This is a genomic window from Prosthecobacter sp., assembly GCF_046154365.1.
Classification (GTDB): Bacteria; Verrucomicrobiota; Verrucomicrobiia; order Verrucomicrobiales; family Verrucomicrobiaceae; genus Prosthecobacter.
In genome coordinates, this window is sequence record NZ_JBJXFV010000011.1 from 1 (window position 1) to 26,920 (window position 26,920).

General features: G+C 60.5%; 21 protein-coding genes. 11 read left to right on the forward strand and 10 right to left on the reverse strand.

The features are described from left to right. The first annotated feature begins 99 nt into the window (after positions 1-99). From ACKVY0_RS01625 to ACKVY0_RS01660, 8 genes are all read left to right on the forward strand, one after another. Positions 100-1,521 carry a hypothetical protein gene (locus ACKVY0_RS01625; protein ID WP_409213037.1) on the forward strand — a complete coding sequence of 474 codons (1,422 nt, stop codon included), beginning with the start codon at positions 100-102 and terminating at the stop codon, positions 1,519-1,521. A 72-nt stretch (positions 1,522-1,593) separates the two neighbouring features. Beyond that, the gene (locus tag ACKVY0_RS01630; protein WP_409213038.1) at positions 1,594-1,962 is read left to right on the forward strand and encodes a WD40 repeat domain-containing protein; all 369 of its coding nucleotides are present in this window, start codon (positions 1,594-1,596) and stop codon (positions 1,960-1,962) included. A gap of 81 nt (positions 1,963-2,043) precedes the next feature. Further along, positions 2,044-2,844, forward strand: coding sequence for a hypothetical protein (locus tag ACKVY0_RS01635; RefSeq protein WP_409213039.1), 801 nt, complete (start codon positions 2,044-2,046; stop codon positions 2,842-2,844). A gap of 207 nt (positions 2,845-3,051) precedes the next feature. Continuing rightward, the gene (locus ACKVY0_RS01640; protein WP_409213040.1) at positions 3,052-4,866 is read left to right on the forward strand and encodes a PQQ-binding-like beta-propeller repeat protein; all 1,815 of its coding nucleotides are present in this window, start codon (positions 3,052-3,054) and stop codon (positions 4,864-4,866) included. 131 nt (positions 4,867-4,997) lie between these two features. Continuing rightward, positions 4,998-6,506, forward strand: coding sequence for a hypothetical protein (locus tag ACKVY0_RS01645; RefSeq protein ID WP_409213041.1), 1,509 nt, complete (start codon positions 4,998-5,000; stop codon positions 6,504-6,506). Positions 6,507-6,526: 20 nt separating this feature from the next. After that, positions 6,527-7,468 (forward strand): prolyl oligopeptidase family serine peptidase, encoded by a 942-nt coding sequence (locus tag ACKVY0_RS01650; RefSeq protein ID WP_409213042.1) that lies wholly within the window; start codon positions 6,527-6,529, stop codon positions 7,466-7,468. 53 nt (positions 7,469-7,521) lie between these two features. Continuing rightward, a complete protein-coding gene (locus ACKVY0_RS01655; protein ID WP_409213043.1) occupies positions 7,522-8,328 on the forward strand; it encodes an SDR family NAD(P)-dependent oxidoreductase in 807 nt (268 codons plus the stop codon). Between the two features lie 6 nt (positions 8,329-8,334). After that, positions 8,335-9,192 (forward strand): fumarylacetoacetate hydrolase family protein, encoded by an 858-nt coding sequence (locus tag ACKVY0_RS01660; protein ID WP_409213044.1) that lies wholly within the window; start codon positions 8,335-8,337, stop codon positions 9,190-9,192. Positions 9,193-9,293: 101 nt separating this feature from the next. Here the strand turns inward: ACKVY0_RS01660 and ACKVY0_RS01665 are convergent, their stop codons facing one another. From ACKVY0_RS01665 to ACKVY0_RS01680, 4 genes are all read right to left on the reverse strand, one after another. Continuing rightward, a complete protein-coding gene (locus ACKVY0_RS01665; RefSeq protein WP_409213045.1) occupies positions 9,294-13,280 on the reverse strand; it encodes a LamG-like jellyroll fold domain-containing protein in 3,987 nt (1,328 codons plus the stop codon). A 40-nt stretch (positions 13,281-13,320) separates the two neighbouring features. Further along, complete coding sequence (locus ACKVY0_RS01670; protein WP_409213046.1) at positions 13,321-13,722, reverse strand: GxxExxY protein; 402 nt, start codon at positions 13,720-13,722, stop codon at positions 13,321-13,323. Positions 13,723-13,840: 118 nt separating this feature from the next. After that, a complete protein-coding gene (locus ACKVY0_RS01675; protein WP_409213047.1) occupies positions 13,841-15,139 on the reverse strand; it encodes an amidohydrolase family protein in 1,299 nt (432 codons plus the stop codon). Between the two features lie 112 nt (positions 15,140-15,251). Then, positions 15,252-15,614 (reverse strand): hypothetical protein, encoded by a 363-nt coding sequence (locus ACKVY0_RS01680; protein WP_409213048.1) that lies wholly within the window; start codon positions 15,612-15,614, stop codon positions 15,252-15,254. A gap of 250 nt (positions 15,615-15,864) precedes the next feature. Between ACKVY0_RS01680 and ACKVY0_RS01685 the strand changes: the two genes are divergently transcribed. Continuing rightward, positions 15,865-16,227 (forward strand): RNA recognition motif domain-containing protein, encoded by a 363-nt coding sequence (locus ACKVY0_RS01685; protein WP_409213049.1) that lies wholly within the window; start codon positions 15,865-15,867, stop codon positions 16,225-16,227. A 21-nt stretch (positions 16,228-16,248) separates the two neighbouring features. On the opposite strand, the gene ACKVY0_RS01690 is transcribed toward ACKVY0_RS01685, so the two are convergent. The 4 genes from ACKVY0_RS01690 to ACKVY0_RS01705 form a co-directional block, all read right to left on the reverse strand. Further along, entirely contained in the window at positions 16,249-18,765 is a 2,517-nt protein-coding gene (locus tag ACKVY0_RS01690; RefSeq protein ID WP_409213050.1) for a tetratricopeptide repeat protein, read from the reverse strand. A 10-nt stretch (positions 18,766-18,775) separates the two neighbouring features. Further along, on the reverse strand, positions 18,776-19,219 hold the full coding sequence (locus tag ACKVY0_RS01695; RefSeq protein ID WP_409213051.1) for an ExbD/TolR family protein: 444 nt from the start codon (positions 19,217-19,219) through the stop codon (positions 18,776-18,778). A gap of 18 nt (positions 19,220-19,237) precedes the next feature. Further along, positions 19,238-20,044, reverse strand: a complete 807-nt coding sequence (locus ACKVY0_RS01700) for a MotA/TolQ/ExbB proton channel family protein (protein WP_409213052.1) — start codon at positions 20,042-20,044, stop codon at positions 19,238-19,240. Between the two features lie 67 nt (positions 20,045-20,111). Beyond that, positions 20,112-21,554: a DUF1501 domain-containing protein gene (locus ACKVY0_RS01705; protein ID WP_409213053.1), complete on the reverse strand. Its 1,443-nt coding sequence runs from the start codon at positions 21,552-21,554 to the stop codon at positions 20,112-20,114. An 89-nt stretch (positions 21,555-21,643) separates the two neighbouring features. Here ACKVY0_RS01705 and ACKVY0_RS01710 point away from each other — a divergent pair, with 89 nt between their 5' ends. Continuing rightward, complete coding sequence (locus tag ACKVY0_RS01710) at positions 21,644-24,574, forward strand: DUF1592 domain-containing protein (protein ID WP_409213054.1); 2,931 nt, start codon at positions 21,644-21,646, stop codon at positions 24,572-24,574. Between the two features lie 7 nt (positions 24,575-24,581). On the opposite strand, the gene ACKVY0_RS01715 is transcribed toward ACKVY0_RS01710, so the two are convergent. Together ACKVY0_RS01715 and ACKVY0_RS01720 are read right to left on the reverse strand one after the other, a co-directional pair. After that, complete coding sequence (locus tag ACKVY0_RS01715; protein ID WP_409213055.1) at positions 24,582-24,983, reverse strand: HNH endonuclease; 402 nt, start codon at positions 24,981-24,983, stop codon at positions 24,582-24,584. Between the two features lie 3 nt (positions 24,984-24,986). After that, the gene (locus tag ACKVY0_RS01720; RefSeq protein ID WP_409213056.1) at positions 24,987-25,244 is read right to left on the reverse strand and encodes a hypothetical protein; all 258 of its coding nucleotides are present in this window, start codon (positions 25,242-25,244) and stop codon (positions 24,987-24,989) included. A gap of 82 nt (positions 25,245-25,326) precedes the next feature. Between ACKVY0_RS01720 and ACKVY0_RS01725 the strand changes: the two genes are divergently transcribed. Beyond that, positions 25,327-26,646 carry a DUF1552 domain-containing protein gene (locus tag ACKVY0_RS01725; protein ID WP_409213057.1) on the forward strand — a complete coding sequence of 440 codons (1,320 nt, stop codon included), beginning with the start codon at positions 25,327-25,329 and terminating at the stop codon, positions 26,644-26,646. Positions 26,647-26,920 lie beyond the last annotated feature (274 nt).

The window sequence follows — 26,920 nt, forward strand, 5'->3', positions numbered from 1 at the left end:
AAAGAGGCTGTTTTGTGCGAGTGAATCGGGGGCGTTGAAGTGGCGCATGAGTGAAGGTGTGCCTTCTTGTACCAGCCCCCCGAGGCATGATCAAGCACCATGGACTTTTTGCGCTCGCGTCTGCTCATGACCATGCACGGCGCGTTCTGGAGCTTCCCAAAGACGTTTTCGGCTGCGAACACGAGCGGCATCCGCGCTCGTAGCGCCTACATGAAGGTGATCGGCGACTTCACCCGCTGGAACGACCGCCTCGTCTTCGGCTGCGATGATTCGGCGAAGTCGGAATTCCTCAACAAGCGCAGTGTGAAGGGCAGAATCGACAGCGTCGGCCAGTCGCAGAGCAACCTGTGGTTCACCAGCCCCGACACGCCCGGCAAACTCGGCCCCGCACACGCCAGCGGTGCCGTCTGGCTGCATGACAGCGTCAAAGCGGGCGATTTGAGCGATCCCTTCCTCATCGCCGGATGGAAGCACCGCAGCGCCTGGCACATCGACCACGCCACGGGTGAATCGAAGCGTGTCACGATCACTGGCGACGACGAATGGCTGCGCGTGAAAGCCGAAAAAGACTCCAAGGACTTCAGCGTGCTCATCACGCTCTCGAATGGCGATTCACGCGGCAGCGAGCCCGACGCCATTTTCGACGGCATCGCCCGAATCGGCGATGAAAACGCTCAAACCGGCCTTTTCCGTCCACGCGGCGAAAACAAGCGCACGCTGAGTTTCGCCACCAAAGACGGCTACTATGAGCTGGGAGCGGATCTGGCCCTCAACCGCGTCGAAGACACTGCTGCGAAGGCTTTTGTCGAAAAAGCCGTCGCCATCCCAAAGAACGTCATCACGCTCGATGAAGCCAGCGTGCTCGTCGTCGATGATCGCGGCCGTCGCTGGCGTCTGCCGCGTGCTTCGAAGGCCTACGACGGCCCCACGAACGCCGGTGACCTGCGTGTGTGCCGCGAGGTCGCCACCGAGCGCGACATGCTCAGCGCCTGCGGCACCTTCTTTGAGCTGCCCGCCGAAAACGCCGACGGCTTCGCGAAGATCCGCCCCATCTGCTCACACAACCTGCGCGTCACCGACTTCGGCGGCTATCGCGGCCTCTTTTTGATGAGCGGCATCAAACCCGATGCCAAGGCGGGCGACCACATCCTCCGCAGCGACGACGGCAAGGCCGCCCTGTGGGCCGGAGCCATCGACGACCTGTGGAAACTCGGCAAACCCCGCGGCGAAGGCGGCCCGTGGAAGACTACCCCGGTCAAAGCGAACGAAAAAAGCGATCCTTACCTCATGTGGGCCTATGACCAGCGCACCCTGACGCTCAGCCACGATCAAAACGAGCCTGTCAGCTTCCACATCGAGCTCGACCTCACCGGCACCGGCCTCTGGGTCACCTACAAGCACCACGAAGTCTCCCCCGGCGAAGATTCCGCCCTCACTTTCGAGCCTGCCGTGCAAGGCCGCTGGCTGCGTGTGACGGCGGACAAAGCCTGCTCGGCCACGGCTCAATGCCGATACGAGTAAACGCACTGGGCCCGCCCACAGCGGACTGCAAGTTCGTCGCACACGGCGGACGACACGTCCGACTTACCCTCCTTGATCCACCACGACGACGAAGTCCGCGCCGTGGCCTTCGCACCCGATGGCAAAACCATCACCACAGGGAGCGCCGATTTAACCGTCCGCCTGTGGGATGCGGCCACACACGAGGAACGCGACGTGCTGCGCGGTCATCGCGGCAGCATCAACGCCCTCGCCATGTCACCCGACGGCAAGACACCGGCCAGCGGCAGCGCCGACGAAACGATCAAGCTCTGGGACACCGCCACAGCGAAGGAGCAAGCCACCCTACGCGGCCACCGCAGCAGCGCCACCGCCATCGCATTCTCTCCCGACACACGCACACTCGCCAGCGCTGGCATGGATGATACCGTGCGAGTTTGGGAGTTGCAGTCCGCGCCGTAACATCATCGCCACAAAACTTTGTCGCATATGCCACAAAGTTTTGCATTGCCTGGATGGCAGTGAACGGCTCATCCTCCGCTTATGAAGACCAAGCTTGTCATCAAACCCAAGACCGAGGAATTTCTAAACCTGCTACTTTGGTCGGCGGATTTGCTCGCACGCCCGACTTTTCGCAACCTCACTGAGTCGTATGAAAGCTGGGCCTATCGCAAAGGGCTTCTACGGCAGGTCGCCACTCTGGAGGAGCGGCAAATCGTGGAACGCGACACCAAAGTTCTGGATGATCGGGTCTATCGGCTGACGGAACGGGGACGATTGCACGCCTTGGGCGGACGCGACCCGGAGGAACGATGGACGCGGCCGTGGGATGGCCAATGGCGGATGGTGCTCTTCGATCTGCCAGTCGCACAAAACGCACGGCGGGAACGCCTTCGCCGTTATTTGCGCGATAAGGGTTTCGGCTGGTTGCAAAACAGCGTGTGGATCACGCCCGATGCACTCGACGCCGAACATGAGATTCTCGCCGGCGGAAAGATCAATGTCGAGTCGCTCATCCTGCTCGAAGCTCGACCGTGCGCGGGAGAATCGGACACGGAAATCGTCGTCGGCGCATGGGATTTTGAGCGCATCAACAGCCTTTATGCGGTGCATCTGAAAGTGCTCGAACAACGACCGGCGGGTTCATTGCAAAGTGTTCAGGGGCGAAAATCCCTGCAACGATGGGCTTCTGCGGAGCGGGCGGCATGGTTGGATGCCGTGAAAACAGACCCGCTGCTGCCGGAGCGCATCCTGCCCTCCGGTTACCTGGGCCGCAAGGCGTGGCGCCGGCGAGTCGAAGTGCTTCGCGCCGCCGGTCGTCTTCTGCGCAGCTTCAATGGCTAGGATGCTCGAACAAAACTTTGTGGCATATGCCACAAAGTTTTGTCAGACGTTTTTTTCCGCAACGTTGTGTCGCGACGTTGCGACATGTTCGTTGAGCGAAATGAATCACGCGCGCCGCATGGCTGATGATTCCGACTGACAAATTCACCCGCAAAGTAACTGCCAAGTCTTCGCCGTTTGCGGCGTTGGTTTGCCCGCCGAACCCCCATGAACACACACCACCGCCTCATCCTTCTCATCACTTGCAGCTGCACGCTCTCCGCCGTCGCCGTGGCCGAAGACTGGCCGCAATGGCGCGGGCCAAATCGCGATGGGTGCAGCAAGGAAACCGGCCTGCTCAAGCAATGGCCCGAGGGCGGGCCGAAAGTTGTGTGGCAGGTGGACGCCGTCGGTGCTGGCTACTCGTCGGTCGCGATCAAGGGCGACCGCATCTTCACGCAGGGCGACCTCGACGGCGTGGAGCACATCATGTGCCTCAACGCGAAGGATGGCGCGACGCTTTGGGCCGTGCAGCCTGAACCGGTCAAGCAAGCACTCGCCGACAAGCTGGCAGAGTTGAAAAAGACGATGGACCGCGACAGCGACGGCACGGTGGACGAAGTCGAGGCGCTGACGCGGCTCAGGTCCGACTACTACAGCTATGAAAAGCCAGCCGACGGTGACGTGCAGGCGATCGCGACCGCGCGGGCGGACCGCATGTTCAAGAAGCTCGACCAGGATGCCGATGGCATGCTCACTACCGCCGAAGCGGGCGCGGTGCTGCGCGACATGCTCGGCAAGATGGATGCTACCACACCCGGTGCCGACACGGCGGCGACGGCACGGCAGCGCGCCGAGGCAATGATTAAAGCCGCCGACAAGGATGCCGACGGCAAGCTCAGCGCCGCCGAAATGCGCGGCACAGGAGCTGACGGCTGGCCCAAGCGCGTGGATAGCGACAAGGACGATGCCTTTTCGAGCGAGGAGATTCAGGCCCACCTGACAAGAGTCGAGCCGGGCTACGACGGCGCGGTGTCGCGCGCGGAAGCCATCGCGTTCTTCTCCACCAAACAACCCGGCACTGACGGCATCCTCAGCGATGTCGAACTGCGCGGTTACTACGGCGGTTATCGCAACAACCAGGGCGATGGGCCGCGCGGCACACCAGCGCTCGACGGCGACAAACTTTATACCGAGGGCGGCAACGGCGATGTCACATGCCTCGACGCCGCGACCGGCAAAACGCTTTGGAACGTCAATCTTGTCACCGACCTCGGCGGCGGGCGGCCCGGCTGGGGCTATAGCGAATCGCCGCTCGTCCATAATGACTGGGTCATCGTCACGCCCGGCGGCAAAGGCGGCACCATCGCCGCGCTCGACAAGAACACTGGCAAGGTCGTGTGGCGCTCGCCGGATGTTTTTGAAAGCGCGCAGTATTCATCGCCCATCGTCGCCACGCTCGGTGGCGTGAAGCAGATCGTGCAGTTCACCAACAAGACCGTCTTCGGCATCGACGCCGGCACCGGCAAATTTTTGTGGAACTACAGCAACGCCAGCAACGGCACCGCCAACTGCACCACGCCCGTCGCCTACAATGACCACGTCTTCGCCGCCAGCGCCTACGGCACCGGTGGCGGGTTGGTGAAGATCACGCCGAGCGAGTCGGGGCAGAAAGCCGACGAGGTTTATTTCGAGAACAAGATGGCCAACCACCACGGCGGCATCGTGCGCGTCGGGGATTACATGTACGGTTTCGGCAACGGCGGACTCATCTGTATGAACTTCCTCACCGGCAAAATCGCGTGGACCGACAAGAGCGTCGGCAAAGGCTCGCTCACTTACGCCGACGGCATGCTCTACCTCCTCGGCGAAGGCCACCAGATGGCGCTGGCCGAAGCGACGCCCGACGCCTATCGCGAACACGGGCGCTTTCCGCTCGAAAAATACGGCCACCCGAGCTGGGCGCATCCCGTCGTCGCCGGCGGCCGGCTTTACATCCGCAACCAGCACCGGCTAACCTGCCATGACATCAAGGCGCAATAGCATGTTGCTAGGCACTCTACGTCACTGACTAACCGCGCAAGATCGTGTCCGACGAACTCTGGAGCGCTTAAATGGAAGATCAAAAACGCAAACCTGTTCCGTCGCGGCGTTTTTGTTGATGATCTCCCGCCATGAACACCCTCCGCGCTCTGCTCTACTCGTTAGCCTTCCCGCTCTTCAACACCGCATCACTGCACGCCGACGAACTGCTCGCCGGTGTGGCGAAGATCGACATCACCGACCGCACGGGGCCGGTGAATGATCCGTGCTTCGCCAAGGCGCTCGTGTTGAAGAGCGGTGGCACGACAGCGGTGCTCATCACCGTCGATGCGGTGGCGATTGGCGAGATCGGACGCATCGGGAACGGTTTCCTGGCAAATGTGCGCGGCGAACTGGAGCGTGATCTCGGCATTCTACCAGCGAGCGTCGTCATCAATGCCAGCCACTGCCACGGCATCATCCGTGCCGACACGTTGCAGCTCGTCGTGCAGGTGGTGAAGGCGGCGGCGAAAAATCTGGTGCCGGTGAAAGCGGGCGCGGGCGTGGGAAGCGAGCGCCGCATCAGCGAGAATCGCCGGCTACTGATGAAGGACGGCACGCAGGTGGACATGCGCCGCGCTTATTCAATGCCACGCGATGAAGACGTGGAGAGCGTCGGCCCCATCGACCCTCAGATCGGCCTGCTGCGGCTGGATCGTGCCGACGGAACGACGCTGGCGGTCGTGTATCAGTTCGCCTGTCATCCGATCATGAATCCGCCGAGCAAAGGTAACAGCGCGGACTATCCCGGGTTTGCCTCCAAAGTGATCGAGGAAGCGCTCGGCGGCGGTGCGCTGGCGTTTTTCATCCAAGGCTGCGGCGGCGACATCAATCCGGTGCGCTACAAAGAAGTCACACGGCCCGCCGATGCGGAACCGCTCGGTACGATGCTCGGTGCGGCGGTTTTGGCCGGAGTTCGCCCAATCGAGACCAAAGACAGCGCGGTGCTGAAAGTGAGCAACGAAGTCATTGCCGTGCCACGGGCCGCTGATTATGAAAAACGCATCGCCAGCATCGAAGAAGAGCAACAGCAGCTCCTCGCGGCCCTGAAGCCCACCAACATCAATTTCAAAGCCTTCCTGCCGTTGCTGCTCCAGCACCAGCTCTGGCCAGATTTCCCATCGCATCATTCGCAGAGCTACCTGCATGACCAAACACTCGAAAAGAAGGCCATTGCACAGCTCGATGCCGACAACCGCGTGCTGGTGGAGAATTACCTCGCCAACATCCAGATCATGGAGCGCCTCACGCGGCTGAACACGAACCTCGCACTGCTGAAGAAGCACCTCGCCGAGACCAAGGCCGCCGCCAAGCCCACACTTGATGTCGAAGTCTGCGGTCTGCGTGTCGGCGATTTCAAACTGGTGACCTTCCCCGGCGAGATCACGGTGCAAGTCGGCCTCAACATCAAAACAGCCGCGCAGGATGCCAACGCCCATGTTTCCGGCTACACGAACGGCTACATCTACTACACGCCGACCGTGGAGCAGCGAAACAACACCGGCTACGCCCAGGAAGACTGTGACGTGCTCGTGGCCCCGGAGTGGCAGAAGATCTTCGAGACGAAGGCGCTGGAGGTTTTGCAGCAACTCGCGCGCTGAACGGACGTTCATGACCCACCATGAAAGCGACCCTCATCATCACCCTCAGTTTGTTTGGCGTTATCGCTGCGGCGCAAGACAAAGGTATCAACAGCGAGCGCTTGATGTCGAAAGACACCAACAAGGACGGCAAACTCTCGAAGGAGGAGCTGGGCGACAAGTTCTGGCAGCGGGCCGCAGGACAGGATGCGAATGGCGACGGCGCGCTCGACGCGACCGAGATCGCCGCCATGGAGGGCAAAAAGGGCAAGCGGGCCGAACAGGCACGGCCCGGTGGCGCGAACGCGGCGTTTCAAGTGCGTGAATTCAAAGGCACCAACGGCCAGACGCTGCGCTACAGCCTCTTTGTTCCCACGCAGAAGACGGATTCATCGCCGCCGCCGCTGGTGCTTTGTCTTCACGGCTCCGGTGGCAACACGGCGGCCGCGAATGTACTCGCGGCACCGGCGATGCAGGCAAAGCAGCCGTGCATCGTGATCGCTCCGGCCTGCGAGGGTAAATCGACGCGCTGGGTGGAAGGCGGGTTTCGCATCAAGGACAAAGACGTGCGCGCGGTGATGCCGGAGCTGATGGAAATGCTCGACGCTGTCGTGTCCGAGTTCAAAGCGGACCCGGCGCGCATCTATGTCACCGGTCAGTCGCTGGGTGGCGTGGGATCGTGGGGTCTGATTGCCAGTCATGCGTCGAAATTCGCTGCTGCGGTGCCGGTGTGCGGCATTTGGGAGCCTGCGGACGCGGCGAAGATGAATGGCGTGGCGGTCTGGGCATTTCACGGCGCTGATGATCCCACCGTGCCCGTGAGCGGTTCACGCGACATGATTGCCGCGCTCAAGAAAGCTGCGGTCACACCCGAACCGAAATACACCGAGTTTCCCGGCGTCGGTCATGGCAGTTGGGAGTCGGCGTATGCAACAGCGGAGCTGTGGGAGTGGCTGTTTGCACAACGCAAAACGCAACCTTGAGCAACGTGGCATGCTCGCCATAGAAAGCGCTCCCCACAGCCCCAACGACGAACATGCGACTTCAAGACCAGGTCATCCTCATCACCGGCAGCACCACCGGCATCGGCGAATTCATGGCGCGGCGTTTTGTCGCCGAAGGTGCCAAAGTCATCCTGCATGGCCGTGATGCAGCACGCGGTGAGGCTTTGCGAAAAGAACTCGGCACGGACAATGCGGCGTTCTGCCAGGGAAATCTCGCCGATGCCGAATATCCGGCGAAACTGGCCACCGAGGCGATTGCGGCCTTCGGCAAGGTCGATGCATTGGTGAACAACGCCGCGCTGACCAATCGCGCGAAGATTGATGAGACGGACGCGGCGATGTTTGACCGCATCATCGCCGTGAATGCGCGTGCGCCGATGCTGCTCATTCGCGCGTTGCTGCCGGAGTTGAAGAAGAATCAGGGCGTCGTGCTGAACATCGGCTCGGTGCTCGCGCACTGCGGTCAGGCCAATTTGCTGGCGTATTCGATGTCCAAAGGCGCGCTGATGACGATGACCCGCAATCTGGCCGATGCACTGGGCCAGGACCGCGTGCGCGTGAACCAGCTCAACGTCGGCTGGACGCTCACGGCGAACGAATACCAGGTGAAACTCGGGGATGGCCTCGGCGAAGGCTGGCCGGAGCGTCTGCCCGTCTATGCCATTCCGATGGGACGCCTCATCATGCCCGAAGACATCGCGGCGGCATGCGTTTACTGGGTCGGGCGCGAAAGCTTTCCCATCACCGGCACTGTGGCTGAGTTGGAGCAGTATCCGCTCATCGGCCGCTACACGAATCACGAAGGCGATCCTCTCAAACAACAAGACCACACCAACTAACTGAACATGAAACTGATCCGCTTTGGCAATCCTGGAGAAGAACAACCCGGCCTCATCCTCGACGATGGCCGCCGGATTGATGCATCTGCGTTTGGCAGTGACTACGATGAGAAATTCTTCGGCGGCGATGGCTTGGAACGTCTCGCCGCCTGGGCGAAGGCCAACGCGGCCTCTGCGCCGACGGTGGCTGCCGGAACGCGCCTGGGGCCATGCATCGCACGTCCGAGCAAGATCATCTGCATCGGTCTGAACTACAGCGATCACGCCAAAGAGTCGGGCATGCCGATTCCGGCGGAGCCTATCGTCTTTTTCAAGGCCACCAGCGCCATCACCGGCCCGAACGACAACGTGGTCATCCCGCGCAACTCGAAGAAGACCGACTGGGAGGTCGAACTGGCCTTCGTGATTGGCAAAAAAGCGAGCTACGTCGCCGAAGAGAACGCGCTGAGCCACGTGGCCGGCTACTGCGTCCACAACGACTACAGCGAGCGCGAGTGGCAGCTCGAACGCGGTGGCCAGTGGGTCAAAGGCAAGAGCTGCGACACCTTCGCGCCCATCGGTCCCTTCCTGGCGACGAGCGATGAGATTCCTGATCCGCAAAACTTGAAGCTGTGGCTCAAGCTGAACGGCAAGATGATCCAGAACAGCAGCACGGCACAGATGATCTTTGGCGTGAAGACGCTGGTGAGCTACCTGAGCCAGTTCATGAGCCTGCTGCCCGGCGACATCATCACCACCGGTACGCCTCCCGGTGTCGGCCTCGGCTTCAAGCCTGAGCCGCTGTTTATGAAGCCGGGGGATGTCGTTGAACTCGGCGTCGAAGGCCTTGGCGAGCAGACGCAGACGGCGGTGGCGGCACAGTAGGTCAGGCATCCTGCCTGACTTTGGTCAGCCGGGCATCTTGCCCGGCCCCCTTGGCAGCAGGCAGAATGCCCGCGCCACTCGTGACAGGCTGGAAGCCTGTCCTACTCCACCTTCAGCACCCCATTCATCACCATCCAGTGACCGGGGAAGGTGCAGAGGTAGGGGTAGTCGCCTTTGTCCTTCGGTGCGGTGATGTGGATGGTGAAGTTCGACTGCGGATTCGTCATGTCGGTGTAGGCGATCACGTCGTCGCTGTCGGGCACGTAGTGCTTTGCGAGGCCTTGCGGGTCGGCGATCATGAGATTGCACTTGTCGCCGAGTTTTTGCAGCGAGCCAGGTTTGGCGAGGAGCCAGTTGTGCGGCACGACATCGGGGTTCTTGAAAACGATGCTAAGTTTTTCACCGGCTTTGGCCTGGAGCTGCTTTTGGACGAATTGAAGGCCCAAAGCGGCTTCGATGATGAGTTCGCGTCCGCCTTCGCCTTTGGCCCACGGATTGGGTTTCGAGGGTTTTGGAGCAGTGAGGCCGATCTGTGCTGCGTGATTCGTCTTCGCGATTTTCGTGTAGCCGGGGAAATCGGTGAAGGGTTCGGCCAAGGCGTGCGCGGTGAGGAAGATGTCGTGGCCGGTGCTCACGCGGAGGTGAATCTGACTCGCGGTGACGATCTGCGGGATTTCGAGGAAGAGTGATTTGCCATCGAGCTGCTGCACGCTGCGCACCTCCAGCGGATCATGCCCCGGTGTGTCAGCATACTTCACGGAATACTCCGGCGAGCCATAGGCCGCGCTGTAGCGGTAGTTCCAGCATTGCGCAAAGCACTCGCCTGGTTGCACCGGGTTGTTAAAACGAATGAGGACGCCGTTGTCGCGTGCCTCGAAGCTGACGGGCACCGGTTTATCTCCACCGGTGAAGCGCACTCGCTGAAAGCAGCCGTCCTTCGGCGTGTAAGTGCCCCAGCCCTGCATGCCATTCACATAGAGATGGCCGTCGTGCGGATTGAAGCGCGCGGCTTGCGGCCCGGAATCAAAATTCCCGCTGATGCGCACCGCTGCACCCTGCCAGCGGCCTTTGACGTTTTGCCGCATGACAAGCCACGCACTGCCGCCGCCGGAGGAAAGGTGGATCAGATTCCCATCGCCTTTGAGTGAGGCCCATTTCTCGCCGGAGATGAAGGCCTGGCTGCTGGCGCTGTTGTCCTCGCCACGCGGCATGTACATGAGCACGGGTTCGGGTGGCTGGTTGTTCTTCGGACCGCCTGCGCCGAAGTGCGCGCCTTCGTTTTTGCCGAGTTCGATCTGGCAGATGGAGGTGGCGGGCGTCCAATCGCCTTCTTGAACGCTCGTGGTGATGAAGCGGCCATCGGGGGAGAGGCCGAGGCCGTTGGGATTGCGGAAGCCGGTGGCGAGGATTTGTAGCTCGGAATTCTGATTCCGAGTTGGTGCCGTCGCGGAATCGGAATTCCGCGCTACATCAATTCGACACACACCCTGATTTCCCGACGCGAAATACCAACGGCCTTGCGCATCGGTTTCGAGTCCGACGATGAAATCATGGCCACCGGGCGAGGTCGTCATCGCATTCGTCACGCACTCGTAGAAGTCGGCCTCGTCATCGCCATTGAGATCATGCAGGCAGGTGATCTGATCGCGCCCGAGGACGTAGAGCTTGTCCTTCACGATCTTCATGCCCAGCGGCTGATGCAGGCCGGTGGCGAAGCGCTTCCAGCGCAGTTTCGCCAGCTTTTCGTCGATGCCTTTCACCAACCACACCTCGCCCGTCATCGTCGCGATGGCGGCGGTGCCATCACTGAAGAAGTCATGCGCGGTGATGAAGAACAGCGTGCCATACGGATTCTCGAACGGGATCGTGAGGCGATCTGTGGCGAAGGGCGTCTGCGTGCCGAGTTCGCCCTTGGTTTCGATCCATTGCGGCCATTGGGCGGGGCCTGGAGCAGGTAATGGCGTTTCGCTGGTGACAATATTGACCTCATTGAGTCGGCGGAAAAAGCCACGGTAGGTGCCGGGGAGCTTCTTTTCCTCTCTGGAGATGACTTTGCCATCCATCGGCGCACCGGCCATGAAGCCGTGGCGGTTGTCGTTGAGCTTGAGGAAGCCTCCCGACCATTCCAAACGCCATGACATGCGCTCAGGATCAAACACCGCCGCTTTGTCATCGAAGCGCACGCACACGCCTTTGTTCACGGTCACGCCTGCGCCTTTGAATACACCACTGAAGACACTTCCCAGATCACTGGCGGCCCAGCGGCCGTCTTTCCACGTCACCTGGTCGTTTTGATTGCCCCAGTGGCCTTGCTGGCCGCCGTCCATGCCGGGGAAGGCGGGGATGAGTGCCGGCAGCGGTGTAGCCTGACTCTCCAGAGTCGGGCTCTGCAAAGGTGCGCTGGCCTGGGGACGTTCGTCTCGGCTCTGGAGAGCCAAGCTACGGCCGAAGTGCAGCGCCTGCTTGCCGTAGAAGTCGAAGATGCGCTCGCGATTGACGAATTCCTGCCAGTGCTGGTGGTCGGCCTTGTTGAGCGGCGGGAGATCCGGCTTGAAGGGCGCGGGATCGGGCGCTTTGACGACGGGTGCGGCGGTGCTGAGGTCGTTGAAGTCCCACAGGCCGAGCGTGTTGTCCATGCGCAGACGCGGCGAGTTGCCGGGGCGAGGCTTCATGACACCGCGTGAGAGGCGGGCGTCGTCGATGAGACCATCGCAACCGATGCTGCCCTCGACGAGGCGACCAAAGGCGATGGACTCGACATTCGCATGACGCATGACGCCAGCGGCACCGGTGGCTTTCTCGAAGACGTTTTTGCCGTCAATCCACAGCGTGACCATTTTGTCATCAACGCTGGCGACGAGGTTGTGCCACTGGTCGTCGCAGATGTTGACTGGCGATTGAAAATCGCCACCCCGACCTGGCATGAAGAGCGCGAGCCTGCCGCTGCCGGCGTGCGTGTAGAGTTCCCAATGCGTGCTGGCGGACTTGGGATTGCAGGCGACGAGGATGTTGTAGCGGTCCTTGCTGCTCAGTTTCGCACGGCATTCGATGGTGAATGGCAGCGTGTGGTAGTCGCCTTTGCCATCGACCAAGAGGCCACCGGAGAGTGCTTTGCCGAACTCCTCGCTCAAGGAAGGAACGCCGCCTGCCTTGGTTGTTGCGGAGGGCGCGTTGGAAGGCGTCTTGGGCTGGGCATCGCTCCAGGTGCGATACTTTGGCTTCGCGGCGGGCATAGCGTCGTCGAGTTGCGGGATGAGCCACTGCAAGCCGTCGAGGTTGTCGAGCAGGCGGCCTTCGGCGTCTTCGTTGGTGTGATTGAGGATGCCGATGGGGCCGCTGTAGCCGCTGACGCGGATGATGCGCAGCACTTTCACATCTTGCGTGCCGACGCCGAGCGGGAGGATTTTGCGGCCTTTGGCTTCGCCGTCGATGTCCATGCCGTTGAGGTTGAGGCAGAGGAGATGCGGCTTCATGGCCGCGATGGCCTGCGGCAAGCGGTCGAGGTGGCTGTGGCCGTGGTGGAGGTTGTAGATGATGCCGATGTTGTCGGTGCCGTGGTTCTTTTTGAGGTAGTCGCACACGGCAATCATGTTCTCCGGCTCGCCGCCCCAGCCGCCGTGGTTGTAGATGCCGACTTGGCTGCCGATCTTCTTCGCCTGTGCCAAAATGGGCAGCAGACCTTCGGCAGCGGATTTCACTTTGACGTCCTGCGTGTCGCCAGTGCCGCGCATCATGATCCAGAGCTGCGGATGGAGTTTGTACTTCTCAAACAACCGAAACGCCTCGTCATGACTGCCCCAGAAGGCGAACATCTCGATGCCGTGTTTTTGATACGCGAGGATCTCGCGCTCAAACTCCACCACATGCTCCTGCCGCCAATCGTAGGCGACTTTTTTGAGGCCCATCTTCGCCACCATCTCCGCGCGGGCCTCCGGGGAGCGCTTTGCAGAGTCGAATGGCACGATGCACCAGGCGGCGAGGTTTTGTTTATCGAAGAGATCGGCAGCGGAGAGATGGCCTACAGAACACGCGGAACACGCGGAAAGAATCAGAAGGCAGAGATGTCGAAGGGCGAGGTTGGGTGTCATAAAATCAGTTTTCCGTTTGTTCCGTGTATTCCGTAGGCCATCAAATCGGTCCGCAATAGCCCTCGGAGTTGAGGAATCGTTCAATTTGGATTTTGGGGTAGTGGCCAAAGTTAATCAGCAGGCCAAGTTTCATGCCAGTGGCCTGGAGGTAGTTAATAATCTGGGCGCGGTGCTCGTCCGTGAGCTTGGAGACAGCTTTGAGTTCGAGGATGATTTTGCCGAAGCAAACGAGATCTGGAATGAAGGTGTGCTTCAGTCTGCGACCTTTGTATAGGAGAGGGAATTGATACTGCGAGTCGAAAGGGATGCCTTGCAGTTCCAGTTCGGCTTCGAGACACTCTTGGTAGATCGGCTCAGTAAACCCACAACCTTTGAGCTTGTACACTTCAAAGCAGGCTCCGCGAATACGGTAGGACTCTTCGGGGTAGATCAGTTTGCTCATAAGAAATGGTTGCCTACGGAATACGCGGAATAAACGGAAAGTTCAGAAACACAGTTGGCGCTGGGCAGGGCTGAAAATCCAATTCAGAATTCCGAGTATTCCGTAGGCCATCTCTTTTTCATCCCATCTTCGTGGCGTTGTCCCAGGTGTGCTCGGTGCGGGTGAGCTGGCCGGCTTTGATGACGCCACCCTGCATGACGGCGATGAAGCGGCTGCGGTCTTCGAGCAGCTTGATGTCATTTAAAACGTCGCCATCGACGATGAGGAGGTCGGCGAGTTTGCCGGGCTCGACGGTGCCGAACTCGTGACTGCGGCCCATGATCTCGGCACCGGTCTTGGTGGCGCACATGATGGCTTCGAGCGGCGTGAAGCCGACATCCTTGACGAAGAAGGTGATCTCGCGGGCGTAGTCGCCGTGCGGATTCCAGCCGAAGCCGTAATCGCCACCGAGTCCGATGCGGCCACCGGCACGGAGGATGCGCAGCGCTGAGGCGGTGCCGCCGTCGAGCGTTTCTTGATGGCCGTCGATGACACTCTGTGGCAGGCCGAACTCGGGGCCACGGAGGATGCTGGCTTTTTCAAAGTAGAGCGCGGGGACGCAGGGCACGTCGCGTTGCAAGAGCAGTTCCAGGCCTTCGTCGTCGATAAAGGTGCCGTGCTCGATGCAATCGTAACCAGCGCGCAATGCATTCTTGATACCCTGCGTGGCGCGGCAGTGGCCGGTGACTTTGAGTTTGTGATTGTGCGCGGTTTGCACCACGGCGTGCATTTCCTCGAAGGTCATGCAGAGGGTGTGATGATCATTCGTGTCGGGCGATGCGGCATCGCCAGTGGGATAGGTCTTTACCCACTCGATGCCGTCCTTCACCAGCGCGCGGACTGCGCGGCGCGCATCCTCGACGCCGTTGATGATGAAGACGAGGCCCTCCATGCCGATTTTGCGGAACTCGGGGTTCCAATCCATCAATCCGCCCGCGCTGCAAATCTCGCGGCCGGAGGGTGAGAGTCGCGGCCCAGGGATGAGATTGTTCTCGATGGCCTTCATCATCCATACATCGACATTGAAGAGGCAACCGCCGCTGCGTGCTGCGGTGTAGCCACATTCGAGCGCGAGCTTGGCATTCACGGCGGCGAGCATGCTGACGTACTCGACGGGATACTTGATGTCGAGATCTTGCAGTTCCTCGATGTTGAAGTAAGTCGCGTGGAAGTGCGCTTCGACGAGTCCCGGCATGATCGTGCCGCCTTTGGCATCAATGACGCGGGCATCTGGCGTGGGCGGCGCAGCCGGTGCAGGCCCAGCGTAAGTGATGCGACCATCCTGGAAGATGACAGCGGCATTCGGGACGGCCGCAGTGCCGGTGCCATCAATGAGTTGGCCGTTTTTGACGAGGGTGGTGCCTGATTGGAGCTTCATGGTGGTGTATTAAAACGTGAGACTAGCAGGGAGCCATTCGCCTGTGCCAACAAAAAAGCGGAGCCGCTAATGACGGCTCCGCTTGGTAGAATTGAACGGAAGGCGATTGCGATTACTGGCGCACTTCCTTGATGTGCTTGTCAGGAGCGGCGTCGAAGGCAGCCTTGCTGGCGGCGTCGGCGAAGGCAACCTGGCGGGTGTAGTTGACAGTGATGGAGGGATCCGCCTTCTTTTTGCTCAACGGGCATTGGCCAGAGACGGCACCGACGATGTTGTTGAGGTAGGCCTTCGGTGTGGCGGTGAACTGGGCTTTGCACTTGTTGCAGCAGAGCGCGACGGTCTTGGTGTAGGTGCTGCTGATGGCAGGGTTCGCGGGCTTGCCGGAGATGGGGCAGACGGTGTTGAGCGGCTCTGCGGCAGGAGCGATGCCTGCCAGCAGGCTGATGGCAGCAAGGAGGGTGAGGATGTGTTTCATGATATGTTGGGGCGGTTAAACGAGAGACTGGAATACGAATTCAGGGCCTTTTCTGCAACTGAAAACTTTTCGGTCCCAGGCGGCCAGGAGCCGGATTTCGCCTGTCACGCACGGATTGACACCTTTCCGCCCTGCGCCTACGCTCGCGCCCGTGTGCATCCTCAAATGGTGGCAGACACGGAAAATCGGGTTCACGCCATGACCTCTTTCTCTGACAGTGCGCCATGGCCCACTTCAACGATTGATCCCGATGAACCTGTACGTCAGCAATCTCACCTACACCATGACGGATGAGGACCTCCAGCGCGAGTTCGCCGCCTTTGGCAATGTCTCCAGCGCCCGGGTGGTGATGGACCGCGAATCCGGCCGCTCGCGCGGTTTTGGCTTCGTGGAAATGCCGGTCGAGTCGGAGGCGCTGACGGCAATCAATGCGCTGAACGGCAAAGAGGTCGGCGGACGCCCGTTAAAGGTGGTGGAGGCACGGCCGAAGGAGGATCGGCCGCCGCGCAGCGGTGGTGGTGGAGCTGGCGGAGGAAATCGTGGCTACGGTGGCGCTGGTGGCGGCGGCAAACGCGAAGGCCGACAGGAGTGGGATCGCGACAAACGATCCTAAACTGCACTCAACCGCAGCGTATCACTTCGGCTGATACTTCGGATAGCGCTGCTGGAGCTGTTGCAGCATCTGCTTGGCTTGGGCGGCATCACCGGCTTTTTCGAGGGCTTTGGCGGCCTTGAACAGGGCGTCGGGAGTGACATCGGGATCTTCGAAGAACTGGCTGGGGACGGCGTATTTGGCGGCACCGGCCTTCCATTTTTCGACGGCGGCGGCCTGCTGGCCCTCGGCGGCGAGTTTGTCGCCTTGGGCGGAAAAGATGTCGCCTTCAAGGATGAGCAGCTCGGCCTGGAGTTTGCCGTCTTTGACGACCTGCAGCGCGTCCTGCGCCACTTTATCAGCCTCATCGAATTGTCCTTTGCCGAGCAGGGCGCGGCCTTTGGTGAGCTGCGCACGAGCACTGGCGGCGGGGTCAGGATTGGATTTGAGGAAGTTCTCCGTGGCCTGGATGCTGGCGTCAAACTGCTGGTTCTTGAGCTGCGCCATGCCGAGGTAGTTCCACACGACGGGTTCGGTGTTTTCCGGCGTTTGTGGCGTGACGGCGAGTTCAAGGAAGCGTGCGGCACGCTTGAAGTCGTCGCTGCTGTAAAGTTTAAGGCCCAGCCATTTCAAGATGTTCGACGGCACTTCGCCGCTGGGCTTGGAAGACAGGTAGCTGTCGATGGTCTTGGCCAGATCATCAGCGTTTTGGCGGGCGTAGTCGCAGAGGATGAGAATCTGGCTGGACTTGTCGAGGTAGGTCTTGCTGTCGATCTCGATGGAGCGACGCAGGGCAGGAGTGGCCTTGTCGTAGAGCTTCTGGTCGAAGTTGCCGCGACCGATGCCGTAGTAAGCCTGTGCGGCGGCGGCGGTGGTGGGGAATTTTTTCAGCAGCGTTTCAAACGCGGTCACCATGCCCTTCGGATCCTTCTGCTCCATCGCGATGAAGCCGAGCTGGAGCCAGGACATCTCGCAGGCGTCGGATTTTGGGAACTCCTTCGTCACCTGCTCGAAGTCGGCCTTGGCCTTCGGCAGATCGCGCGCATCACGATTGGCGAGACCACGGCGGGCGTAGGCCTTGGGGATGAATTCATGCTGCGGATGCTCGTTGATGAAGCGTGTGAAGGTGCCGACGGCCTCCTGATGGCGTGCAGCCTCGCCCTGCGCCCAGCCCATGTTGAACAGCGTGCCGGGACGCAGCTTCTCGGGCAGCTTGTCGATGGTGACCTCGTTGTAACTCTGTGAGGCCTGCTGGAAGTCGCCTTTGTTGAAGTAGAAGTCCGCACGGATGAGACGGGCGAGCGAGAGGTACTCGTGGTCGGCACGTTTCTGCGCGTGACGTGTGATGAATGCGGTGGCGAACTCGCCGAGGTCCTTGTCATTAAGCAGGTAGAAGCAGTACAGCTTCCAGTAGCCGGCGTCGAAGGCCTCGTCGGTGTCAGTGTGATACTGTTCGATGAGCAGATAGACCTCCACGGCGCGCGCATAGCTTTTGCGCATGCGGTAAGAGTGGCCGACGAGCAGCAGCATCTTCGCCCGCGAGGCGCCGGGTGGCAGGACTTCGGAGTTTTTGTTGTAGTAGTCGATGACACCGTCGTAATCGCTCTTGGAATAGAGCGCCTGAATGATGCCGACGAGAGAGATGCCGCGGTTCTGCTCGCTGGTCTCAGGCATCTGGAGCGCCTTTTGAAACATCGCGATGGATTCATCGGGCTTTTTCAATTCCGCATACAGCACACCAGCACGGATGGCCGCCTCAGCGATGATGGCGCGGTCGGTGCTGTGTTTGAGTAGTTCCTCAAAGACCGGCAGCGCCTCTGCCTTCTTGTCCTTCGCGAGGTAGATGCTGCCGAGCGTGAGCAGGGCCGTTTCGCGATACGGATTGTCCATTTTGACCGCGATGACGCTGTTTAGAGCGACGGTCTGCTTCTCTTTGTCGCCCGCCATCTCATAGGCGCGGCTTTTGTTGTAGGCGGCGGCCAGTCTGACCTGCGCACTCTTGGTTTTGGCCTCGCAGAAGGCGAAATGCTTCGCGGCGTCGGCGAACTTCGAGTTGTTGAAGGTCATCGCCCCAAGGCGGTATGCGGCAGAGGGAGCGCCATCGCTGCCGGGATAGCGGTTCACGATTTCCTCATAGTAACCGGCCGCCTGCTTGAGCTGGTTCTGCTTCATGTAGCACTCGCCGATGCGGAACATCGCATCCGGCACCTGCCTGCCGCTCGGGTACGTTTGCAGATACTTCGCATAGCTCTGCGCGGCCATGCCCCACTCCTGGCGGTCGTAGGCCAGCGTGGCGAAATCAAACATGTCATCGTCCGGTCCCTTCGTTTTGGGCGGGGCGGGACGATCTTTCGGATCATCCAGTACGGGCTGGGCTTTCGGCGGCGTGGAGGGTGTCGGCAGCGGACGCACTGGGACTGCTTTCGGAACCGGAGCGTCGTCCTCCACCGGCAGCGCCCGCGGCGGGGTCTGCTGTGCCAGGGATGAAAGCGTGATCAAACAGAATGCCACCGGCATGAAACACGGCGCACTGCGGCGCGAGATAGTTGGAAACTTCACGGTGGTCATCTCACTTGGGCGTGGCGGCAGGTTGGTCGGCGTCAGGCTTGCGCGTGGCGAAGGCGATGTTCCAGATGCCGGCCTTCTGGCAGGTGTCCAGCACGCGGATGACGTGCTGGTAGTTGGTGATTTCATCGCCGCGCAAAATCACCGCCTGATCCTTGTAGAGAGCGACGATGTTCTTCAGCTTTACCAGCAGCTCGTCGGTGTTGAACTGCTGGCCGTTGACGAGGATTTCGCCGTCTTTTTTGATGTTGATGATGATCTCGCCGACGTTGCGGGACTCCTTCTCCTTGCCCTCGTCGGCGGCGGGCACGCTGACATCCATGACCTGCTCCTCCTTGGCATACTGGAAGGTCACGGCAAAGAAAATGACGAGCAGGAACAGCACATCGACCAGCGGCGCGAGCTGCATCGGTGAGGGTTCGATGGAATGCTGTTTGCGGAAGTTCATCGTGGTGGAGCTTCTGGCTTACTGCGCGGCAACAGCGCGTGCGGCACGCTTGTACTGCACGGCGAGCAAGGCCATGAGATGCGTCGTCGCTGCTTCCATTTCGGAAATGAGGCGGTTCACCTTGCCACGGAAGATGGCGTAAAACATCAGGGCAGGGATGCCGATGACGAGGCCGGACGCCGTGCAGAGCAGCGCTTCGGACACGCCCTGCGCGAGGCCGAGCTGATTCGAGCCGCCGACGCCTTTGCCGGAAATTTCATGGAAGGTGGTGATCATGCCCAGCGTCGTGCCGAGCAGGCCGAGCATCGGGGCGATGGCGCCCACGTCACCGAGATAGGCGATGCGGGCCAGCAGCAGGCTGGACTGACGGTTGCCCTCGGCTTCCGTGACTTCCTTGACCTCCTCAAAGCTCGCCGTCGGGTTGCGCGTGGCGAAATCGAGCGTCTTCGCCGTGATGCGGGCGATGCACTCATTGCGGCGGTTGCACACCGCCAGCAGGCCCAGGTAATCCTGCTTGCGGATCAAGGCGTCTGCGGAATTCATGAACGCATCACTCACCACTGTCCCCTGCCGCACCGTGAAGGAGAACAGCACGATCATGAAAAAGGCGATCATCGACAGGACGATGAGCGGGTAGGCCATGACGCCGGTGCGTTTGACGAAGCCGTTGAACGTCAGCACATCGCCATACGGATTGTCATCGGCCATGGCGGCCGGGGTGGTGGCAGGAGCGGCTAGTGCTGGCTGCTGGGCTTGGGCGTTGAGGTTCATCGTGAAGATGAGTGCCACCAGCACGGCCAGGGCGAGGAGGATTTTTCGATGCATGAGGTGGCGACTGTAAACGTGAGCGCCAGCCTTGCAAGCGGGCTGGTGGCTGGCTTTTCCGACACAATCAGGCCAGCAATTCCCGCACCACCTTGCATTCGTTCACGCCGGTGAGGCGGAAATCGAGGCCGGCGTAGCGGTAGGTGAACTTTTCGTGATCGAAGCCGAGGATGCGCAAAATCGTGGCATGCAGATCATGCACATGCACCGGGTTTTCCGTGGCCTGGAAGCCAAATTCGTCCGTGGCACCATGCGTGTAGCCGCCGCGCACCCCGCCACCGGCCAGCCACATCGTGAAGCCGTAGTGATTGTGGTCTCGGCCATGCTGCTTGCCGGCGTTCGAGCCGGGAGTGGGCAGTTCCACCGCCGGGGTGCGGCCAAATTCACCGCCCCACATCATCAGCGTGTCATCCCACAGGCCGCGCTGCTTCAAATCGCCCATGAACGCGGCGATCGCACCGTCGGTCTGCTGCCCGAGCTTCCGGTGCTCGAGAATTTCGTCATGATTGTCCCAAGGCTGGCCCGCGCCGGTCCAGAGCTGGATGAAACGCACGCCACGCTCCAGCAATCGCCGGGCGATGAGACATTGGCGGCCAAAAGCGTGGTCGCCATACATCTTCCGCACCGATTCCGGCTCCTTCATGATGTCGAAGGCGTCCGTGGCTTCCATCTGCATGCGGTAGGCCAGTTCGTAGCTTTGCACACGGGCTTCAAGCTGCTGATCGCGGTCCTGCTGGACGAGATGCTTTTGATTCAACTCCTGCAGCAGGTCGAGCTGCCTGCGCTGCTGCTTGAGATCAAGCGAGCCGTTCTTGATGAACTCCACGAGCTTTTCGACCCGCGTGTCCTCCGTGTTGATGTACGCGCCCTGGTAGGCGCTCGGCAGGAAGGATGACTGCCAGTTCTTCGTGCGCCGTGTCGGCATGCCGCCGGGGCACATCGCGATGTAGCCGGGCAGGTTTTGATTTTCGCTGCCAAGGCCATACGTGACCCACGAACCCATCGTCGGGCGGTTCAACCGGCCTTCGCCGCTGTTCATCAGGCCGAGTGATGGCTCATGATTCGGCACGTCGGCGTGCATCGAGCGGATCACGCAGAGGTCATCGGCAAAAGCGCCGACTTTTTCAAAAATCTCGCTCACTTCGAGTCCGCACTCGCCGCGTTTCGTGAACTTGAACGGCGATTTGAAGCCCGCACCGGTCGGACGCTCGGTTTTGAGTACATTAGGCAGCGCCTTGCCGTCGTATTGGTCCAGCATCGGCTTCGGATCGAACGTATCGACCTGCGAGGGGCCGCCGTTCATGAAGAAATGCACCACGCGCTTCGCCTTCGGCTCAAAATGCGGCCGTTTCAGCGCCATCGGGTCCAGCGTGGCCGCCGCAGCCTGCTGATTGAACAGGGAGCCAGCCGCCACTGAGCCAAAGCCCATGCCGACACGTTGCAGCATCTGGCGACGCGTCAGGAATGCATGCTCCAGATTCGGGGCATGATGTGAGTGAGATGGGGTCATTGAGGGTGCTGACCATACGAGGCCGCATCTGCTTTGCTATCGCATGATGATGGAACATCGCACAAGATCGCGTATCAAAATCACCCCCAATGTCTCTGCCTTCACGCCATCTCGCTTTGGCCGCCTTTGTCGTCGGCTCGTCCTGCCTTTCGGCCGCTCCCGCATGGAAAGACGCGGAAGTCGTTTTGAAGGCAAAGTGCTACGAGTGCCACAACGAGAAGAAAACCAAAGGCGACGTCGATTTGCAGCAGTTCGCCGCCGATCCCCAGATCGCGAAGCAGTTTGAAGTCTGGCTCAAAGTCAAAGACACCATCGAAAATGGCGACATGCCGCCGCCGAAAGCGCATCAGATGTCAGAGCCCGAAAAAGCCGCGCTCCTCGGCTGGGTGAATGGTGAACTCGATCATCTCGCGCAGGCACAATCAGGCGATCCCGGCCCGGTGACGATGCGCCGCCTCACCAACGCCGAGTATGATTACACCCTCCGCGACCTCACCGGCCACGACTACAGTCTCGCGAATGAATTCCAAACCGACGGCGGCGGCGGTGAAGGTTTTAGCAACACCGGCGACGTGCTCTTCATGAGTCCTGCGGCCATCGACAAGTATTTCAGCGCCGCGCGCAAAGTCGCCGACAACGCCACGATCATGCCGGGGACCGGCATCGTGTTTCATCCGCAGCGCATCGGCCTGCGCGGCTTTGAGCAGGTGAAGACGCAGGCGCAGCAGGGGCTGTATGTCTGGCTCCAGCAGAAAGCCGCGCCGCATCTGCCCAAGGACGACGAGCCGATGCGCGAGGCCGATTACATGCTCGCCTGTTGGAAGCACAAAAATCAAAACGTGCCGCTCGATGCGCTCGCGAAGAGCATGAAACTCAGCATCCACTTCCTCAACAACTGGTGGAACCTCGTGAACAGCACGGAACCGAAAAGCCGCTTCCTCGACCTCACCCGTGTCTCCTGGCGTGATTTGCCCACCGATGAAAAAACCGCACTCGAACGCATCAAGAGCATCGAGTCCGACCTGCACTCCTGGAACAACCCTAAACACCCCGGCAGCGGCATCCAGCGCCAGCAGCAGGACAGCGACGGCATCCGCCCCTACAACATGCAACGTGACGTGAAGGGCAAAAATGAAGTTCACCTCTGCATCGGCGACACAGGTGATGACAACAAAGGCGACATCGCCCTCGTGACGAAGATCGAAGTCAGCGTCGGCAAGCAGAAGCTCAACTATTTCGATTGGCTCAAGCAGCAGCAAAGTCCGCTACTCGCCCGCTTTGGCAAACACCCGCAAGCTGGTCGCCAGATCGATCCACAGGTGCTCGCCCTCGCCGCGCCGACCGTGCTCACGCTGCCACTGCCGCCTGGCGCACACTGGTTCAAAGTCGAAGCACGGCTCGACATGCAAAACCCCGAAGTCGATGAAGCCACCGTGCAGTGGACGCTCGCCACCGACAAGCCGCGCGACGTGACGAAGATCATGCCCGGCGTGCTCACCATCTGGAAACGCAGCACCAAGAAGTCCGGTGAGACGATGAACGACTTCAACAAGATGAAACAGGCCTTCCCCGACATGTTCGAGCGCCGCCTCGAAGAAGTCGCTGACAACCTCTACCGCAGGCAGCCCGGCATCGGCGTCTATTACTTCAGCAACGATCAACTCGGTCAACTGCTCGGCCAGAAAGACAAAGACCAGCTCGCCGCCATGCAAAAAGACTGGGGCTACACCGCCGTGCCCAATCTCAATCCGCAGCAGAAGAAAGAATACGACGGCGCCATGACATGGCACCTGCGTCAGTTCGCCAAACGCGCGTGGCGTCGGCCTGTGAGCGAAGAAGAATTCCAAAAGCTCGACACGCTCTACTACGATGGCCGTACCAAGGAACTCGACCGCGAATCCGCCGCGCGTGAAGTCATCGTGCGCGTGCTCGTTTCGCCACACTTCCTCTTCAAGGCCGAAACCCTGCCGCTCGCCTCGAACGGCACTGGCGACGTGAAACTCAATGCCTTCGAGGTTGCCTCCCGCCTCAGCTACTTCCTCTGGGCCTCCATGCCCGATTGGGAACTCCGCAAAGCTGCTGAAGACGGCAGCCTGCTGAAGCCCGAAGTCCTCACCGCGCAGACCAAGCGCATGCTGCAAAGCCCCAAAGCTACCGCACTCGCCAACGAATTTGCCGGACAGTGGCTCAAGTTTAATGGCTTCGACGAGAAGAGCACCGTCGATGAAAAAAAGTTTCCCGAGTTCACCCCCGAACTCCGCGCCGACATGCAGCGCGAGGTCACTGAATTCTTCACCCACCTCATCCGCGAAGACCGCAACGTTACCGACATCATCAGCGGAGACTACAGCTTCATGAATGAGCGCCTCGGCTGGCACTACAGCGTCCCCGGCATCGTCGGCAATCATTTCCGCGAGGTCAAAGTCGCGCAGCATCATCGCGGTGGCCTGCTCGGCATGGGAGCCATCCTGACGAAAACCTCGCGCCCCAATCGCACCAGCCCCGTGCTGCGTGGCGACTATCTTTATCAAGTCGTCCTCGGCTTCTCCTCACCACCGCCACCGCCGAATGTGCCCGAACTCAAAGAAACCTCGAAGCCCGCTTCATTGCGCGAATCCCTCATGCAGCACCGCGCCGATCAAGCCTGCGCCGTCTGCCACGACCGCATCGACCCGCTCGGCTTCGCTTTAGAGCGCTTCGACCCCACCGGCCGCTTCCGCGCTGATGCGGGCATCGACGACACCGGCGAACTCAAAGACGGCACCAAATTCCAAGGCCTCTCCGGCCTGCGCGACTACCTCAAAAAAAACGAGCCCAACTTCACCACGCAGTTCTGCCGCAAACTCCTCGGCTACTCCCTCGGTCGCCAGACGTTGCCCAGCGACAAGGCCCTCATCGCCCAAATGCAGGACGCGCTCAAAAAGAACCACGGCAAATTCTCCGCCGCCGTCCTCACCATCATCACCAGCCGCCAGTTCCTGAACCGCCGCAATGAACCTGCGGTGGTGGGGAATCCGTGAGACTGCGTCAGTCGAGTTCGCCAAGTTCGAGCAGAAGCGTCCGCTGATCGAGATTGGCCTGCTCATTGAATTGCAGAAGCCACGCCGTGGTTCGGCCAACATCAGTGACACCAAGAATGTAAGCGCCATCCCGGCGAAAATGAGCTTCCCAGCCATCCTTTCGAGGGTGGTAAAGGCGTGTCAATGCACCTGCATCAGGATCAAGGCTTGCCAGATTCGGCCCCTTGATGGCATTGCACCAACTGCATGCAAGAGCCAGGTTTTCAAAGTCATCCTCGCCGCCATGCTGCTGTGCGATGATGTGCTCGATGTGAAACGCATTCTCGATCTCGTGTTCCTGCTTGAGACGGCAGTACTCACAGCGGTGCATGGCGCGCACGCGCACCCGTTGTCGCAGCTCGCGGTCCATGCGTCAGGCGGCAGCACGTTTGAGAAACACCTTCGCCTGCAGCCTGAGGATCGACATGAATTTGCCGGCGCAAATGAGGCTCCAGTATTCGCGCTCCTCCAAGTGAGTGAGCCTGCCCTCATTGGCCTTGGCCGCCAGCACTTCCATGCGTGCCAGCTTGGTTTCGTCAGGCACGATCTTCAGCAGATTGTTCGCCGTCTCCACAGTGAAGCAGGGGCGGGAAGGCTCCAGCAATTGGTTCAATTCGGAGAACTCATTCATAAGTGGCCCAATACTGGCACACCACCTGCCCTGTCGCAAGCCAGCCCTGCTTGCCAACGTATCTCATCTACCCCCCAATTTAATGAACACCTCTCGTCGTAAATTTCTCCGTGGCACCGGCATCGCGCTGGGCCTGCCTTGGTTTGAATCGGTCTGCTCGTTCGGAGCCGAATCGTTGAAGACCAACACTGCGCCGCGTCGTCTCGCGGTATGTTTCACCGGCAACGGTGTGAATCCGCATCATTGGGGCGCCACGCAAGGCCCGGGCGGCATGGAGTTCATGAAATCGCTCTCACCCTTGGAGCCGCTGAAGAAGCATGTCAGCGTTTTCAAAGGCCTGTGGAATCCCACGACCGTGGAAGGCGAAGGTGGCCATTATCCGAAGATGAACGTGCTCTGTGGCCTCAAGGTGAAGAAGACCACCACCGATGTCGAAGTCGGCACCACGATGGATCAGCTCATCGCCGCGCAGACCGGCAAGTTCACGCCTGTGCCGAGCATTGTGTTAGGCACCGAGCGCCCGAGTTACAGCACCGACTCCGGCTTCACCTCGATCTACTCCGCCTACATCTCGTGGAGCACACCGACGACGCCTGCACCGAAGGAAATCTTCCCGCAGCAGGCCTTTGACCAGCTCTTCGACGACGGCAGCCGCCGCAAGCGCGACAAGAGCATCCTCGACCTCGTGCTCGAAGACGCGAACGGCCTCAAACCCAAGCTCAGCCAGCGCGACAAACAGAAGCTCGATGAATACCTCACCTCCGTGCGCGAGATCGAGCAGCGCGTCGAACTCGCCGAAAAAATCAGCCAGGCCGAAACCAACGGCACCGGCTGGAAGCCCACAGTGAAAGTGCCCACGTTGCAGCGCCCCGGCCCCGGCATCCCCGCCAGCAGCGAGGAGCACCTGCGCCTCATGTTCGACATCATGGTGCTCGCCTTCCAGATGGACCGCACCCGCGTCGCCACGTTCATGATGAACAACGACCTCTCCAACATGCGCTTCCCCAGCCTCGACGGCATCAGCGGCGGCATTCACGAGCTGTCGCACCATGCCGGCGACGAGCACCGCCTCAGCCTGTATCAGCGCGTGAACGAGCATCAGGTCAAACTCTGGGCCGAGTTCCTCGCCAAGATGCAGGCTACGAACGAAGGCGAGCGCACGCTGCTCGAAAACAGCATGATCCTGCTCACCAGCAGCCTCATGGACGGCAACGCGCACGACTCCCGCCAGCTCCCCGTCGTCCTCGCCGGTGGCGGCGGCGGCACCATCCAAGGCGGCCGCTTCCACGACCTCAGTAAAGACGAAAACCGCAAACTCTGCCGCCTCCACATCGCCCTCATGGACCGCATGGGCGTGAAAACCAGCCACTTCGGCGACGCGGAGAACGCGTTGGTGATTTGAGCCTCAGTACCAGCATAAGACAGACGGTGATCCTCAAGCATTATGCTCCTGAGACATAATGTTTGCGATGATGCAGGCGGGCGGCTACACTTCGCCGCATGAACCTGGACTTCGTCAATCGCATCAAAGAGCAGGCTGAACTGGCCTCCGCAGCCCGCAAAGGCGGGTTGCTGGTCATTTTTGGGGGCAGGCGCGTGGGGAAAAGTCGCCTGCTGCGTCATTGGATCGCGAAGAACGGCGGCATGTACAGCCAGGCCATCGAAGGTCCGCAGGA

Coding starts and splice junctions, on each gene's coding strand:
- ACKVY0_RS01625 (WP_409213037.1), top strand. CDS start 100: ATGGACTTTTTGCGCTCGCGTCTGCTCATGACCATGCACGGCGCGTTC.
- ACKVY0_RS01635 (WP_409213039.1), top strand. CDS start 2,044: ATGAAGACCAAGCTTGTCATCAAACCCAAGACCGAGGAATTTCTAAAC.
- ACKVY0_RS01640 (WP_409213040.1), top strand. CDS start 3,052: ATGAACACACACCACCGCCTCATCCTTCTCATCACTTGCAGCTGCACG.
- ACKVY0_RS01645 (WP_409213041.1), top strand. CDS start 4,998: ATGAACACCCTCCGCGCTCTGCTCTACTCGTTAGCCTTCCCGCTCTTC.
- ACKVY0_RS01650 (WP_409213042.1), top strand. CDS start 6,527: ATGAAAGCGACCCTCATCATCACCCTCAGTTTGTTTGGCGTTATCGCT.
- ACKVY0_RS01655 (WP_409213043.1), top strand. CDS start 7,522: ATGCGACTTCAAGACCAGGTCATCCTCATCACCGGCAGCACCACCGGC.
- ACKVY0_RS01660 (WP_409213044.1), top strand. CDS start 8,335: ATGAAACTGATCCGCTTTGGCAATCCTGGAGAAGAACAACCCGGCCTC.
- ACKVY0_RS01665 (WP_409213045.1), bottom strand. CDS start 13,280: ATGACACCCAACCTCGCCCTTCGACATCTCTGCCTTCTGATTCTTTCC.
- ACKVY0_RS01670 (WP_409213046.1), bottom strand. CDS start 13,722: ATGAGCAAACTGATCTACCCCGAAGAGTCCTACCGTATTCGCGGAGCC.
- ACKVY0_RS01675 (WP_409213047.1), bottom strand. CDS start 15,139: ATGAAGCTCCAATCAGGCACCACCCTCGTCAAAAACGGCCAACTCATT.
- ACKVY0_RS01680 (WP_409213048.1), bottom strand. CDS start 15,614: ATGAAACACATCCTCACCCTCCTTGCTGCCATCAGCCTGCTGGCAGGC.
- ACKVY0_RS01685 (WP_409213049.1), top strand. CDS start 15,865: ATGAACCTGTACGTCAGCAATCTCACCTACACCATGACGGATGAGGAC.
- ACKVY0_RS01695 (WP_409213051.1), bottom strand. CDS start 19,219: ATGAACTTCCGCAAACAGCATTCCATCGAACCCTCACCGATGCAGCTC.
- ACKVY0_RS01700 (WP_409213052.1), bottom strand. CDS start 20,044: ATGCATCGAAAAATCCTCCTCGCCCTGGCCGTGCTGGTGGCACTCATC.
- ACKVY0_RS01705 (WP_409213053.1), bottom strand. CDS start 21,554: ATGACCCCATCTCACTCACATCATGCCCCGAATCTGGAGCATGCATTC.
- ACKVY0_RS01710 (WP_409213054.1), top strand. CDS start 21,644: ATGTCTCTGCCTTCACGCCATCTCGCTTTGGCCGCCTTTGTCGTCGGC.
- ACKVY0_RS01715 (WP_409213055.1), bottom strand. CDS start 24,983: ATGGACCGCGAGCTGCGACAACGGGTGCGCGTGCGCGCCATGCACCGC.
- ACKVY0_RS01720 (WP_409213056.1), bottom strand. CDS start 25,244: ATGAATGAGTTCTCCGAATTGAACCAATTGCTGGAGCCTTCCCGCCCC.
- ACKVY0_RS01725 (WP_409213057.1), top strand. CDS start 25,327: ATGAACACCTCTCGTCGTAAATTTCTCCGTGGCACCGGCATCGCGCTG.